Raw genomic sequence first — 14810 nt, 5'->3', positions numbered from 1 at the left:
TTACTGCTTCACCATTGACGTAGGAGCCATCCTTTATGAGCGCGTCCGGTTTCGAGTCGGCGGACTGGCGGATTCATGCGCATTGCAATCTCTTCGACATCGACCTGTTTTACGGACCCTGGTCGGAAAGCAGGGCTGCGAGAAGTCGACGCGAACGCATAGCCCAACGGATCTGTGCGCAGTGCCCGGTGATCGAACAGTGTCGATTTTTCGCTGTCGGTCGCCCCGAACTCTATGGAGTGTGGGGCGGCCTCACCGAATCCGATCGACACCGAACGGTCGTAGGCTCGACCACATGATGACCCGCCGACGAGGGTGCACGGCCGATGGATTCCGCCGTCGACCGTGCACCCTCGTCGTTCTGTCACTTTTCGTGCGAGATCGCCATCGGGGTCCGACGGGCGAGAACCGCCGTAGCAGCGACACCGATAGCGGCCGCCAATGCAGCGTACAAGCAGACCGCGTAGATCGTGCCGGTGGCATCGACCAGGGCAGTGGCAATCATCGGCGCAATTGCTCCACCGAGCAACACTCCTGTCTGGAATGAAATCGACGATGCGCTGAACCGGACGTGAGGTGCAAAATGCTGGGCAACGAATGTTGACAGCGGTGCGTAGCTGACCGCAAAAATTACGCCGTGGATTGCGAAGGCGAGGGTTGTGAGGGCCGCGCTTCCGGTCTCGATCGCCCAGAAGACCGGGAAGACCCAGACCGCGAGCAGTGCAAGTCCCCAACCGATCATGCGGGCGAGCCCTAGTCGCTCCGCGTGTTTGCCGAAGAACAGTAATGCCCCCACCATTACCGCTGCTGCAGTCAATTGCGCCGATAACATTTCGGTCCGCGTCAAGTGTTCGGTGGTGGTGGCGTACGACAACGAATAGGTGGTGATGGTGTAGAAGTACACGCCCGAGCCGGCGACGAGAAGGACGGTGAGACCAATCTGCCTCGGGTATTGCGTGATCGCGACCAGCGCTGGAATTCGCACGCGGGAATCATCGTGACTGACCTGTTTGAACGCTGGTGTTTCTTCGACATTGAGCCGGATGTACATTCCGATGGCAACCAGGATGGCACTCGCGAGGAACGGTATTCGCCAACCCCACGAGAGAAACTGATCCTCGGGCAACTGCGAGACCGCCAGGAAGGCCAACGTGGAGGCCAGCAGACCTGCGGGTACGCCCACTTGGGGGAGACTGCCATAAAATGCCCGCTTGGACGGCGGCGCGTGTTCGATTGCGGTGAGTACTGCGCCGCCCCACTCACCACCGACTCCGAAACCCTGGACCACGCGTAGCACTACCAGCAATAAGGGGGCAGCGATGCCGATCGATTCGTAGCTCGGGATTAGCCCCATCAGAACGGTCGCGACCCCCATCATCGTTAGAGAAAGAACGAGCATCTTCTTACGCCCGACCCGATCTCCGAAGTGCCCGAATATGATTCCCCCGAGCGGTCGAGCAGCAAATCCGACCGCGAAGGTAGAAAACGAGAGCAGGGCCGCGGAGAAGGCGTCTGCGTCGGGGAAGAACAGCGGCCCGAAAACTGTTGCGGCAGCGGCACCGTAGAGCATGAAGTCGTACCACTCGATGGTGGTTCCGAGAACAACCGAGGTCGCGACCTTCGACAACGGCACACCCGGAGGTACCGTGGTGTTTGCCGATCCGGGCTCGGTATCGGTGTTTTCTGACATTGATGGCCTTTCGGGCGAGTAGGTAGTGCTGCGTGAATCTCGAACTCGGCGACGACCGTCTATGGCGGACGACGATGGTTGGGCATGTCGGTCCGCAGCGGTCTTGGTGTTACTGACTATTTACGAAACGTGCGACAGACGGATGAACTCCGGTATCAGGTTCGGTTGCCCCAGTTCTGGGATCGCCCGAGCACGTCGTAGGCACGGACTGCTGTGAAGCCGCCGTCGACAGGCAGCGCGGTGCCGTTGATGTAGAGCGAGTCGTCGCCCGCTAGGAAGAGGATGGCGTTGGTGATGTCTTCCGGGGTGCCGACGCGGCCTGCAGGTACTACGCGGCGGACTGATTCGAGCATGCCCTCTTCTGTCGCGTAGTCGGCGGTCAAGGGCGTGACCGTCATTCCCGGGCACACTGTGTTCACGCGAATCCCGGCGGAGCCCCACTCTGCGGTAAGCGCCTTCATCAAACCCAGCAGCCCATGCTTGCTGGTGGTGTACGCGACCCTTTCTGCCACACCCACGAGTCCTGCAACCGAGGAGACGAAGACGATGCTGCCGGAACCTGCATCGATCATTCGCGGGGCGACAGCCTGAGAAAACAAGAACGTTCCGGTGAGATTGACAGCCAACACGCGATTCCACTGTTCGAGGGTGAGCTCACCCGCAGGACTTACGTCTCGGATACCCGCCGAGTTGACCAATACGTCGATTCGTCCGAATGTTCCGATGGCGGCGTCCACCGCCGCATTGACAGCTGACTGATCTGTGACGTCGCATGACACGAACAAGGCATCGTCGCCAACCGTCTCGGCTACCTGGTCGGCGGCCGACTCCCGTGCATCGACGGCGACGATACGAGCACCGCGACTCTTGAGCTCCCGCGCTACGTCGAGCCCCAGGCCGCTGCCCGCTCCGGTGACGAGACAAACCTTACCGTCGAACATCTTATGCTCCTAAAATGCATAGTTCTATTGATGAATGCCTTACAAAGTCTTAAGGTACATAGCGAAAGAGAGAACCTCAATGGTCGGGAGCAATATCGGTCCGACCACCACGACATGGAGGCAGTAGGCGTGGAGCAGATTAAGACCGCCCAGGGCGGGTTCATAGGCGTTGATGTGGGTGGCACTCACACTGACGTTGCCGTCCTGCTGGACGGCCAGGTCGAGCGCGGCAAAGCACTGACGACGTACGACGACTTCAGCCGGGGAGTGCTCGAGGCTGTCACGGTCGCAGCCAACAGATTCGGAATGAGCCTGGGTGAGATGCTCGCGCGTACCGATCTTTTCGTCAACGGCACGACCGTGGTCACGAACACGATCACGGAGCTACGTGGCTGTTCGGTCGGCCTTCTGGTCACCTCAGGGTTCCGCGATGTTCTCAGATTCGCTGGTGGACCACGCCTGTCGGTCTTGGACGACCACCTGCAAGTAAATGTCCCGGATTTGCTGTCCCGGTCAGCGATCGCCGAGATCGAAGAGAGAATCGACTGGGCTGGCTTGGAGGTGGTTCCGCTCGACGAAGCGCAGGTAGTCGCTGAACTGCGCCGTCTGGTGGAGGTCGAACAGGTGGAGGCGCTGGCGATCTGTTTCATGCACAGCTACGCGAACGACGCACACGAGCGGCGGGTACTCGCTCTCGCGCGCGACCTCTATCCCGATCTGTTCATCTCCGCATCACACGAGGTATACCCGGTGGCCGGCGAAACCCGCCGCTTCACCACAACGGTACTCAACAGTTTCGTGCACCGTGATGCGCAAATTTATCTCGATTCTTTGAGCGGTCAACTTCGTGATAGCGGTCTCGCCGGTGGACTGATGTTCTTTCAAGGGCTCGGCGGGGGGATCAGTCTCGGACGAGCTCGTACCAATCCTCTCGCTCTACTCGGATCGGGGCCTGCAGCCGGTGCCATCGGCGCGAACGAACTGGCTCGACGCATGGGTGAGTCGCGAGTACTGCTGGGAGACATGGGCGGAACCAGCTTCGACACCGGCATCATCGTCGACAACGAAGTCAAGATCGCGAAGAACCTCGACATCGGACTGTTTCAAACCGGAGTCAATATCGTCGACGTCATCTCCGTGGGAGCGGGCGGTGGCTCGATTGCGTCGATCGGTGAGCGCGGTGTTCCGATCGTCGGACCGCGTTCTGCGAGTTCTACTCCGGGTCCCGCTGCACTTGGTCGCGGCGGACTGGAACCGACCGTAACCGATGCCATGGTGGTGCTCGGATTCATCGATCCGGAGCGCTACCTGGACGGTCGAGTTCGGCTCTATCCTGAGAAGTCTGTAGAGGCACTCGAATCGGTCTATGCGGAGAGATTTGGATGGACGGCTCCCGAAGCAGCTCGAGCTGTACACGATCTTGCCGTCGTCAATATGGCGACCGCGGTGCGGGAAGTGAGCGTCAATCGTGGATACGACCCCCGAGACTTTCTGTTCCTGGCCTACGGCGGCACACTGCCCATGTTCGCCGGACAAATTGCCAAACGACTCGGTATTGCACGGGTCGTGATGCCGGCCAACAGTTCGGTCTTTTGCGCCCGGGGTCTGTTGGCCGCCGAATTCGTGGTGCGGCGTGACCAGGCGGCCCGGTGGGACTTGAGCCGACCTTCGGATGCAGGTTCGGTCAATCACATCATCGAAAGGCTGCTGCAAGAGTCACTTACAGCGCTCACAGAGGAAGGCTTCGGCCCTGACTCGATCACCCAGCGGGTGACCGCTGATCTGCGGTTTCGCGGGCAGTCGTTCGAGCTGTCGATCGACCTGTCCGGTCGGACGCTCACACCGGACGATGCCGCGTCGATTACCGCGCAATTCACGACGACCTACGAACAGACCTATGGCAGCGGAACTGCGTGGAAGGACGTACCGGTTGTGATGGTCAATGTATCGGTAACGGCGACAGGCTCTTTCCCGAGCCGGCGCGAGCAGGAACAAATTGATTCTTCGGACGTATACCTCCCACTCGAGTCCGCGCAGACACGCCGAAGAGTAATTTCACTGCCCGAAACCGGTGAATCGGTAGAAGTGCCCATCTACTCCGCAGATCTCCTGAAACCAGGCATGGTCGTCGCTGGGCCGACAATCATCGACGCACGGGACACGACGATTTACGTGCCCTCGAGCTGCACTGTGGAACTCGACTCGTACGGCAACTTCGTGATGGAGGTCAAATAATGAGCACCACCCTGGGATATGACGTCGTCGCCGCCGAAGTTCACCGAAAAGCCCTGGAGAACGTCACGAAGGAGATGGCCGTCAGCCTGGTCCGCACCTGCGGATCGGCGATCGTGACCGAAGCCAAGGATTTCTCGACCTGCCTACTCGACACGAAGCCTGAACACATCAGCTTCATGACCCATGTGATCTTCCATCTCGCATCGTCCCTGATCGGAACTCAGGCCATCGCCGAGTTCACGCGCAACGAGACGATCCGACCCGGCGATGGCTGGATCGTCAACGACCCGCACACCGCGGGTGCCATGCACCAGGGTGACGTCTCGATCATCATGCCGACTTTCTACAAGAACGAGCACGTCGGCTGGAGCTTCGCCGACATGCACGTGACCGACATCGGGGGCGTCGGCGTTTCTGCCTTTGCCCCCGGAGCACGCGATGTGTACCAAGAGGGGTTGAGGTTCCCGCCGGTCCGAATCATTCGAGATGGGGTGATGGACTCGCAGTGGGAAACGTTCATCGCTGCAAACGTGCGCGCGAGCGACGAAGTACTCAACGACATTCGTAGCATGATTGCGGCAAACAACACCGCTTCGACGAAACTCGTGGACGTTCTCGACGAATTTGGGCTCGAACGACACCGACAGTTCAGCGAAATCAACAAAGACCTGTCCGAGCGGCTACTCCGTGACCGAATTTCACGAATTCCAGATGGTGTCTATCAGGCACTGGACTGGAACGAATTCGATGGCCATGACGGGCCGGACCAGCTACTCGAATTGAGCTTGAAGCTGCATGTGCGGGAGTCCGAACTGCATTTCGAGTACGCGGGTGTCCCTCAGATCGATGCGTACATCAATTCGACGCAGGGAGCGATGTGGGGCCAGACCATGTCAGGCCTGCTCACCGTGCTGGGCTACGGCGACCTACCGCTCAACGGAGGGGTATGGCGGCCGTTATCGTTCGACCTCGGCCCTCGAGGCACCATCGTGAACTCGGTTCCCCCCGCCCCAGTCAGCAATGCACATTCCGAAGTCGGCTTACGCGTGTCCAAGATGGTCAAAGAATGCCTCTCCCAAGCGCTGTCGTTGAGTAACGACGACGAACTTCGCGGCCGAGTCGCCGGCCAGGGCCAGGACGGCTACCCCGCTAACGCCACGTTCGGGCCCAATCAGCACGGCGGTCATTCCGTGATGTTCTACACCGACAATGCCGTCGGTGAGGGCGGAGGGGCGCAAACAATCGGTGACGGCCAAGACGCCTACGGCTGCACATGCTTGACCGGATGCTCGATGGCCGACGTCGAAACTCACGAAGCCTCGGACCCGGTTCTGTTTCTGTGGCGGCGAATCGTTCCGAACTCCGGCGGCCCGGGTGAGTACAGGGGCGGACAAGGCCTGGAACAGGCTTACACACTGACCGGGGACGGAAAGGCATCGGGTCCGGCATTCAACGCATGCGCAGAGGTGCCGCCTCGCGGATTCGGCGGCGGATTCACTGCCTCCACCGGCAACTTCTCGGTGCTACGCAACACCAACGTCGCCCAACTTCTACAACAGGGGCGTCTACCCTCGCGCACCTCGGTCATTGGTGATGCCCCTCGACTTGCCTCGAAGATCACCTACTTGACGCTCGAAAAAAACGACGTATGGCTCGCGACATCGGGTGGTGGCGGCGGACTCGGAGACCCGCTTTTACGCGACCCTGAGCGGGTTCGCGAAGACATCGCAGCAGGCTACGTCACCGAACGCCACGCTGCAGCCGCATACGGTGTCATCTTGAAGGAAGGAGCCGTCGATTCGGCCGGAACAGAACAAGCGCGAAACGCCATACGATCCGGTCGGATCGACGCACGGCCGTCGGCCGAGCAGCAGCGGGCATCAAACGGCGTCGGCACTGGGGTGACTATGTCGTCGGACGGACTGTGGACCTGCGGATACTGCACGGCATCGCTCGGAACTGGCAATTGGCGTAATCACGCCTCGGTCAAGGAAAGCCGCGTATCCGAGCGGTATCGGGAACTTGACATGAATGTTCGTCTACGGCTAGAAGAACCCGACGTCCTGCTGCGCGAGTACTTCTGTTCAGAGTGCGCTGGTGCGCTGACGGTCGAGGTGGTCACCTCCGATACCGGTATGCTGCCCGAAGCAATCGTAGAAGGCTGAGAGGGAACACCGACATGACCGAACCTCTGCGTGCTGTCGAGGCGGGTGACTCGGGGGCTCGCGGTGGTGCCGTCACCAAACGGGATCAGGTCGCGCAAGCTCTGCGCGACCTGATCGCTACTGGCGAGATACCGCGTGGTTCAAGAATTCGTCAAGACGAATTCGCCGAGCGTTTCGACGTCAGCATCACTCCTATTCGCGAGGCAATCAATCTGCTTCATGCGGAAGGTTTACTGGTCGGCGAGCCACGCAAAGGTGTTCGCGTCGCTGCGGTGAACCCCGAACGCCTGAGATCTGTTTATACGGTCCGCCGTCTCATGGAGAGCTATGCAATGCAACGAGCCTCCCGCCGAATGTCTCCGATGGATTTTCGACGGGCCGAAGAACTGGCGACAAAGATGGAGCGCGCTTTCGAGAACGGCGACCACACTCTAGTCGGTTCGCTCAACCGTGACTTCCATTTCACTTTCTACGAAAATTGTGGAGTGCCAGGACTTCTGGAAGAAATCGACGCGCTCTGGCAGAACTACCCCTGGGACATCATGAATGTCATACCCGACAGGACACCGGACGCGCTCCATCAGCATCGCCAGATCCTCGAGGCCATGGTAGACGGCGACACCGAACGAATCGAAACGCTCACTGGCGACCATCTGTGGGGAAGCTACCGCAAACTGATCGAGCACGTCACCGGCCGGCTTCCTGACGGCGACCCTTTCGATATCGAGGTACCCGAACCTGGCATGTGAACAATCGGCAGCGCGTCCACCCATCAGGCAATCGACTGTGGCACGAGTAAGCGTTTGACCTGATTTGCCCGTGTGAGAGCAGTTGATGTGCCGGATACGTGGCGGTTTAGCCCGACGACCGGTTGCGACTAACAACCTCACCCGCAACCACCGATGGGCTGGGAATCACTGACGACGTGCTCGCCAACACGATCGGACTGGGCGGAGGCCGCGTGGCGGTACGAGCGGCTGGTTGGACTACGTCGGGGTCGTCTTCGGTTGCGCGGACGGCTAGGTGGGGGACCGGAATAGGTATGGCGAGGTCGGCGATTTGCCGCGTACCCAGGCGGCGGACGTCAGTGCATTCCCGAGGCAATATCGCATCGGCGATGGCGTCGTGAACCGGTACGAGCAATGCGGGCTTGCCTGTGGCCAGGAACCCACGACTGGTGATCTTCAAATTGAGAGCGGGTGCGAGGCCGGGTACATCACAGGGCCGCTCTGCGACCGCATTGAGGGATAGGGTTCGAAGCGGGCATCTCTGATTCGGAGCACGTGTGCGGGACGCGGCCGGGATCACGGGTCCTATGTCTACATGAGTACCGTTGACTCCTCAGCCTTATTGCCAGCCCTGAACTCATCATTTTGAACAGCAGTGGAGTCAAATAGCTATGACGGTCCGTTCAGACGTTGACGGACACTAGGGGATCCCGGTGGACCGGGAGCAGATCACCAGTGGTCATCTTTTACTCATCACTTTGGGGCGCACCCGGGTGGATTCACGCAGACGCCGATGGTCAATCGAATCGCCGAACAACCAGCTCAACGGGCCAATGATGGACGCGAGTGCATCCACGTGAATTGTTATCTCTCGTACAGCGGGTCCGGGGTTCGAATCCCTGATGGCGCACAACGAAATGCCCGTTCACCAGAAGTTGGTGAACGGGCATTTTTGTTCGGTAGCCCGCGTCGTCAACCCACTCGACCGTCTCCGCCGCTGAGTGCTCGGATCCAGTCGAGCGGCAGGGAGAAACCGTCAGCAACTCGGCCGGCCACCACACCCCTTTGAGTCGCCCATCCCTCGGCATCTCGCAACAGCCGGCTGTACTCGGCTCTGCCCTCCACTATTCGAGCGAGTCGCCGACCTGAAACTGTCCGCTGCGCAACAGTTCCTGAGTATGTTCGATTCCAGTGTGGTTGACGGTCATTGCTATGTAGACCTCCAGTGTGTGAAACAGGCCGTCGGGCATCGGACCCTCGCCGTCGGGGTCATCGCCAGCTTCACGCATGCGATCTCCGCCAGGGGCTGTCAGGTTCATCGAAACCCGGCCCGTCCATCAGGAGCGCATCGAACATTGCTGTTCGAGCACCGTCGACCCACTGGGCGACATTGCTGTGGCCGACCTGAGTGGCGAACGTGAGGGCCTCGCCACCGATCGACAGCGGTGCCATCAGCTCATCGGCCAACCCTGCCACCGACCTGCAAAGCTGTGCTCATGGCGTTCACCATCAGGCTCACGACTTCGATCGCGGCGAACCCCGCTGACGTGTTCGATCTGAAGTCGGATGCAATCGTTCACGCCGAGTCTCAGGGAGCGTACGGAGAGAGCGTGCGAGTCGATTCGAAGCGGAGTGCTCTTCGTTTCGGCGATGAAATCGACATCCGCTCGAGGCATCTCGGTGTGTGGTTCACCTTGACCAGCCGCATCACCGAATACGAGCCCGCGAGATATTTCGTGGACGAGCAGGTCACCGGACCCTTTGCCTCGATGCGCCACGAGCATTTCTTTCTCGCACGCCGGGGTCACACGCAGATGGTCGACATCATGTCGGTCGAATTCCGCGGCGGACGACTCGGCGCTGCGATCCTGGATATTCCAGGCAAGCTGTATCTCCGGCGCGTCCTGTGCGTTCGGAATGCGTACATCAAGAAGTGCGCCGAAGCGAAGCGTTGAAGCGACGGCTGGTAGGGGTCTGCAAACTTACACCGACACAACGGTTCTCGACCCTGTTTCTCGCCCCGTTCGGCTGCATTCGGTTCGAAAGATGCTGATCGGTATTTTTTGATGCAGACTGACAACCCGGACATAGTTCACGCGAACCAGGAGGATTGCCATGCGATCGACCAGTCGGATTCTGATCGGAGCGCTGCTCTGTGCGCCAGCACTAGCGGCGTTCCCAGCGACGGCATCAGCGGCGCAATCGACAGACGTGACGTATGCGTTCGAGGTCGACGGATCGACGGTGACCAACACGATCACCAACAACTCCGGTAGCGACCTGGCCTGCGGCACATCGTTGGCTCCCGCACCGGGCGGAGTGCTGCCGCCGGTGTGGGAGGTCGTCGGCAACGGACAGTCGCTGTATTCGACCGACGACGGGGGCCAGATCGGAATCAGCACCCAACACGTCACCGATATCCCGGCCGGCACCTATGTCGCGCTCGCATCGTGCGTAACCGAAGGTGTCGATCCGACAACAGCGTGGGTCTCCGATTACCCCGGGCTGCCCGACGTCCTCGCGACTTTGCCGTGGAACTCGTTTACCGTGCAGCAGGCTTCTCCGATTGTGACGATCGAAGACTGAGCGCCTGCACTGGATTTGGGCCTCGGTAGCCGCAACTTGCCGAGGTATCGCTGCCGTCGGTTTCTGTGGGCGGTCAGTGGCCCTTGGATCGGAGGAAGTCCGCCACGGTGGTGACGGCGGCCGGGTTGCGTGGACCTTCGACGAGCGCTGCGTAGGGGAGGGCAATGATGTTGTTCTCGCGTACAGCGGTGGTGCCGGACATCAGGGGTTGTGCGCGGAGTTGCGCGATCTTGGCGTCCACCGAATTCGACGGTCCGGCACCGTAATCGACGATGACGATGAACTCGGGGTCGCGTTGGGCTGCGGCTTCCCAGGACGCGGTGGTCCAGGAATCGTCGAGGTCGTCGAAGATGTTGCTGCCACCGGCTTCTCGGATGATCTGCGACGGAGCTGCGGTGCGGCCGGAGGTGAAGGGCTCGGGATCGGCGCTGTCGAACAGGAACACCCGCGCCGGGTCTCGGCCGTCCGGAGCCCCGGCGTTCGCGGCACCGATCTGGTGCTCGTAGTCGGTGACGAGTCGGTCGGCCCGGTCCCGAACTCCGAAGAGGTCGCCGAGGTTTCGAAGGTCGGTGTAGAGCGCGTCGAGGGGTTCCATGACTCCGCGTGCAGTACTGCCGGGTTGCCGGCATGCTTCGGTGAGTTGGTAGGGAACTGCGCCTATGCTGCGGATCCAATCGGGAGTCACGCCGGTCGACTCCTTGTAGCCGTAATTCCAGCCGGCGAAAACGAAGTCCGGGTTCGCCGACTGAATCACCTCACGGGTGAAGGCGTCGGCCAGTTCCGGTGCCGCGTCGAAGTCGCTTTTCCACGGCGAGGAGTCGATGTCTCGCTCCTTGCCCGGGTAGCTGGTGTATCCGACGAGGCGGTCGGCGAGGCCGAGGGCGAACATCATCTCGGTGATGCCGGTGTCGTTGGTCAGTACCCGCTGTGGGGTACCGGTCACGGTCAGCGGCTCGCCGCAGTTGGTGACCGTCACCTGCTCACCACCCTGCTCGGTGGCTGTGTCGACCTGGGCTCCGCACGAACTGACCAGTGCCGCAACGGCGGTCGCGGCAATGGCGATCGTGCGAGGCCGGCGAATGAGGTGGGTCATCGAGTGTCCTTGTCGTCGAAGAGAACCTGGGGAACTCCCAGGCGTGGGTGGGTGACGATGTGTCCGCCGATCCCGAACCAGGTCGAGAGCACCTTCTCGGTCACGACTTCGTCGGGTGAACCCGCACAGACGATGCGGCCGGCGTGAAGTACGACCAAGCGGTCGCAGAATTGGGCGGCGATGTTCAGATCGTGAACCGCGGCGATCACGGTGATCTGCAGGCTCGCAGCGGCGCTCAGCACTGCGTATTGGTGTCGTATATCGAGGTGATTGGTGGGTTCGTCGAGCACGAGCACGTTCGGTTGCTGGGCGAAAGCCCGTGCGATCAGAACGCGTTGGCGTTCGCCTCCGGACAGGGACAGGAACGATCGGTCCAACAGATGTTCCACGTCGGCGACGGTCGAGGCACGAGCGCACGCGTCGTCGTCGCGGGTGCGGTTGCGTCCGAACGTGGAGTTGTGTGGAAGACGTCCGGTGGCGACGACCTCGCGTGCGGTGAAGTCGAAGTGCATCGAGGAGTCCTGGGTGAGTGCTGCGACCTGACGTGCGTTCTCTCGCATGGTGATTGCGGTGATGTCGCGGCCACCTACCTCGATGCGTCCGGTCGAGGGCTCGGTCGCTCGATACAGACACCGCAGCAGTGTCGACTTGCCGCTCCCGTTCGCGCCGACGATGCCGACGATGCTGCCGGCGTCCAGGCTCATGGTGATGTCGTCGATGATGCGGGTGCCGCCGATATCGACTGCGACGTCGTCGTAGTCGACGCGCATCAATGGTCGCCGATCATCGCGCCGTGGCGACGCATCAGCAGCACGAACGCCGGAACTCCGACTGCCGCGGTGATCGCCCCCAAAGGCAGCTCTTGCGGCGGTAGAACCGTTCGGGACACCAGATCTGCGGTGACGAGGAAAGCCGCACCCAGGACCGGGGTGATGACGACAAGCCTGCTGTGGTCGGCACCGACCAGTAAGCGTGCCACGTGAGGGACGACCAGACCCACGAATCCCACTGCGCCACAGATCGACACGTAGCACCCCGTCATCGCCGCGGATGTCACGAAGAGAGACAACCGTAGACGTGCCGCGTTCAGGCCCAGTGCCGCGCTGACTTCGTCTCCCATCGACAGCGCGTTGAGTCTGCGTGCCGTCAGAGCGGTCGCGGCGACTCCGGCCACGGTGACTGCGGCGGCCAGCGGGACGCTGGCCCAGGTGGCACCGGCGAGGCTGCCGAGCAACCAGAACATCACACTCCGAGCGCCGTCGCCCTGAGGTGCCAGGAAGATCAGCACGGTGGTCATTGCAGAGAATCCGTAACCCAACGCGGTACCCGTCAGGACCAGGCGCAGTGGCACCAGCCCTACCGGGGAGCGTGCCATCAGATACACGAGGGCGGTAGCGGCGAGTGCGCCGAGGAACGCTGCACTCGAGAGCGCGTAGATGCCCAGGGCACCGAAGGTGCCGAACAGGACCACTGATGTTGCGCCAACCGATGCACCCGACGAGATTCCGAGTACGTAGGGATCTGCGAGTGCGTTGCGCACCATCGCCTGCACCACCAGTCCGACCACAGCCAGACCTGCTCCGATGACCGTCGCCAGCAACACCCGAGGCAGCCGAGAATCGATGACGATGCGGTAGTCCGGAACGTCACCGACGGCGATCGTGCCGCCGGACAGCTGGGCCCACAGATAGCCCATCGCGTCGGTTGCCGGGATGTGCGCGGCCCCGAACATCAGTGCCGAGAGTGCAGACACCGCCCAGATCGCGGCGGCGAGCACAGTGAGGGGCAGGACCGATCTGGACTGCATGCGCAACTTTCTCCGCTGATCCCTGACCCGGCGACCTGCGAAAAGCACGGTATCCGAGGCGAATCCGCGCAGCGCGAACGACGACCTCGTCGACCGTGTCCCTCGGGATCGACAGGCGACCACGCCGGCGGCGCAGCCGCGGTGGCAGGTCTTCGGACTCGCGGACACGCCATCCGACGACGTTCTCGGACGACTCCTATTGGCGGTCGCTTCCCGGGACGAATCCCAGTGCTCGATGACCGCGGTCGTTTCCACTCACCGCTGCGGGGCAGTTCCGGATTCTCACCGGATTCCCTCTTACGATCCGATGACCAGCACGGCCATCGAAAACCAACGCCCACGCACGATAACAGCTCAGGCGTGACGCGTTGTGTCGGTCGGCTTCGGTGCAAGTCAGCGGATGTACTTCGCGGCGGATGAGGCGAAGCGTTGGGGAGAGTAGTAGTTTTCTGCCCACCGTCCACTGGAATAATTGAACCTTCATCGACGCTGATGGGTCCGTCCATCCCGAATCGAGAGGTACCCAATGCACCTGGGCGTAGACAGCTTCGTCTCTTCCGTGACCGATCCGACCGACGGCCGCGTCATCGCGCCGGAGGAGAGGATGGGACACCTACTCGAGGAGATCGCCCTCGCGGATCAGGTCGGTCTTTATTCGTTCGGCATCGGTGAGCATCATCGCAGCGAGTACTACGACTCCGCTCCGTCGATCATTCTGGCCGCAGCAGCCGCGCGCACCGAGAACATCCGGCTCGGCAGCGCGGTCAAGGTACTCAGTGCCGACGATCCGGTGCGAGTGTTCCAGGAGTTCGCCACTCTCGACCTGATCTCGAAGGGCCGGATCGATTTGGTGGTCGGCCGAGGCTCGTTCACCGAGTCTTTCCCACTGTTCGGACTCGACTTGGCCGATTACGACTCCTTGTTCGCCGAGAAGCTGGATCTCCTGCTGCAGATTCGCGACAACGAGGAGATCACGTGGTCCGGCAAGCACCGGCCGGCGCTGAACCGTCAGGGGATCTATCCTCGTCCGCTGCAGGATCCGCTACCCATCTGGGTCGGTGTCGGCGGAACCCCCGAATCGTTCGCTCGTGCAGGGCTTCTGGGCCTACCCCTGATGATCGCCATCATCGGTGGAGAACCGCGCCAGTTCGCGCCGCTCGTCGACCTGTATCGACGCGCGGGCGCGCAAGCGGGTCACCCGCCGGAGAAGCTGAAAGTCGGATTGCACGTGTTCGGATTCGTCGCCGACACCACCGAGGCGGCAGCCGACACCATCTACCCGGGCTGGAACGAGATGTTCACCAAGATCTCTCGCGAGCGCGGCTTCGCTCGACCGAGCCGACAGCAGTTCGACGCCACGTCGGGACCCAACGGTGCGTTCTTCATGGGAGACCCGAAAACCGTCGCCGACAAGATCGTTCGGGTAAGCGAGCAACTCGGCGGTGTGGATCGACTGTCGCTGCAGATGACCAATCCGCGTCTCGCCCACGGTGATCTGTTGCGCGGCATCGAGCTACTCGGTACCGAGGTCGCTCCGCTGGTCGCCGACGCGTAAGCGGCAGCGA

13 protein-coding genes and 1 riboswitch are annotated in these 14810 nt (G+C 61.4%); of the genes, 7 read left to right on the top strand and 6 right to left on the bottom strand.

Translation table 11 applies throughout. The features are described from left to right. Window positions 1-35: 35 nt before the first annotated feature. Entirely contained in the window at window positions 36-299 is a 264-nt protein-coding gene (locus CH281_RS18290; RefSeq protein WP_094695063.1) for a WhiB family transcriptional regulator, read from the top strand. Between the two features lie 65 nt (window positions 300-364). On the opposite strand, the gene CH281_RS18285 is transcribed toward CH281_RS18290, so the two are convergent. Next, window positions 365-1690 (bottom strand): MFS transporter, encoded by a 1326-nt coding sequence (locus CH281_RS18285; RefSeq protein ID WP_094695061.1) that lies wholly within the window; start codon window positions 1688-1690, stop codon window positions 365-367. A 155-nt stretch (window positions 1691-1845) separates the two neighbouring features. Beyond that, complete coding sequence (locus CH281_RS18280) at window positions 1846-2631, bottom strand: SDR family NAD(P)-dependent oxidoreductase (protein WP_094695059.1); 786 nt, start codon at window positions 2629-2631, stop codon at window positions 1846-1848. 129 nt (window positions 2632-2760) lie between these two features. Between CH281_RS18280 and CH281_RS18275 the strand changes: the two genes are divergently transcribed. The 3 genes from CH281_RS18275 to CH281_RS18265 are packed head-to-tail and all read left to right on the top strand — an operon-like array spanning window position 2761 to window position 7780. Further along, window positions 2761-4866 carry a hydantoinase/oxoprolinase family protein gene (locus CH281_RS18275; RefSeq protein WP_167326164.1) on the top strand — a complete coding sequence of 702 codons (2106 nt, stop codon included), beginning with the start codon at window positions 2761-2763 and terminating at the stop codon, window positions 4864-4866. After that, complete coding sequence (locus tag CH281_RS18270; protein ID WP_094695055.1) at window positions 4866-7031, top strand: hydantoinase B/oxoprolinase family protein; 2166 nt, start codon at window positions 4866-4868, stop codon at window positions 7029-7031. The genes CH281_RS18275 and CH281_RS18270 overlap by 1 nt, the downstream gene beginning before the upstream one ends. Window positions 7032-7045: 14 nt before the next feature. After that, on the top strand, window positions 7046-7780 hold the full coding sequence (locus tag CH281_RS18265) for a GntR family transcriptional regulator (protein WP_094695053.1): 735 nt from the start codon (window positions 7046-7048) through the stop codon (window positions 7778-7780). 1103 nt (window positions 7781-8883) lie between these two features. Here the strand turns inward: CH281_RS18265 and CH281_RS26950 are convergent. Further along, window positions 8884-9048: a hypothetical protein gene (locus CH281_RS26950; RefSeq protein WP_179274224.1), complete on the bottom strand. Its 165-nt coding sequence runs from the start codon at window positions 9046-9048 to the stop codon at window positions 8884-8886. A 321-nt stretch (window positions 9049-9369) separates the two neighbouring features. On the opposite strand from CH281_RS26950, the gene CH281_RS18255 reads away from it, so the two are divergent. Beyond that, the gene (locus CH281_RS18255; protein ID WP_143544825.1) at window positions 9370-9714 is read left to right on the top strand and encodes an SRPBCC family protein; all 345 of its coding nucleotides are present in this window, start codon (window positions 9370-9372) and stop codon (window positions 9712-9714) included. Between the two features lie 160 nt (window positions 9715-9874). Further along, window positions 9875-10345 (top strand): hypothetical protein, encoded by a 471-nt coding sequence (locus CH281_RS18250; RefSeq protein ID WP_027497649.1) that lies wholly within the window; start codon window positions 9875-9877, stop codon window positions 10343-10345. A gap of 73 nt (window positions 10346-10418) precedes the next feature. On the opposite strand, the gene CH281_RS18245 is transcribed toward CH281_RS18250, so the two are convergent. From CH281_RS18245 to CH281_RS18235, 3 genes are read right to left on the bottom strand one after another with little or no spacing between them, the layout of a single operon-like run. Next, window positions 10419-11438 (bottom strand): ABC transporter substrate-binding protein, encoded by a 1020-nt coding sequence (locus CH281_RS18245; protein WP_094695047.1) that lies wholly within the window; start codon window positions 11436-11438, stop codon window positions 10419-10421. Then, a complete protein-coding gene (locus tag CH281_RS18240; RefSeq protein ID WP_094695045.1) occupies window positions 11435-12208 on the bottom strand; it encodes an ABC transporter ATP-binding protein in 774 nt (257 codons plus the stop codon). Before CH281_RS18240 ends, CH281_RS18245 begins: the two co-directional genes overlap by 4 nt. Next, a complete protein-coding gene (locus tag CH281_RS18235; RefSeq protein WP_032382878.1) occupies window positions 12208-13245 on the bottom strand; it encodes a FecCD family ABC transporter permease in 1038 nt (345 codons plus the stop codon). Before CH281_RS18235 ends, CH281_RS18240 begins: the two co-directional genes overlap by 1 nt. A gap of 126 nt (window positions 13246-13371) precedes the next feature. Next, a riboswitch (cobalamin riboswitch) is annotated at window positions 13372-13595 on the bottom strand. Between the two features lie 176 nt (window positions 13596-13771). Between CH281_RS18235 and CH281_RS18230 the strand changes: the two genes are divergently transcribed. Beyond that, window positions 13772-14800, top strand: a complete 1029-nt coding sequence (locus CH281_RS18230) for an LLM class flavin-dependent oxidoreductase (RefSeq protein WP_032368247.1) — start codon at window positions 13772-13774, stop codon at window positions 14798-14800. Window positions 14801-14810: the final 10 nt, after the last annotated feature.

It is taken from the genome of Rhodococcus sp. 06-221-2 (genome assembly GCF_002258365.1).
Classification (GTDB): Bacteria; Actinomycetota; Actinomycetes; order Mycobacteriales; family Mycobacteriaceae; genus Rhodococcoides; species Rhodococcoides fascians.
This window is presented reverse-complemented; position numbering and strand designations above follow the sequence as displayed.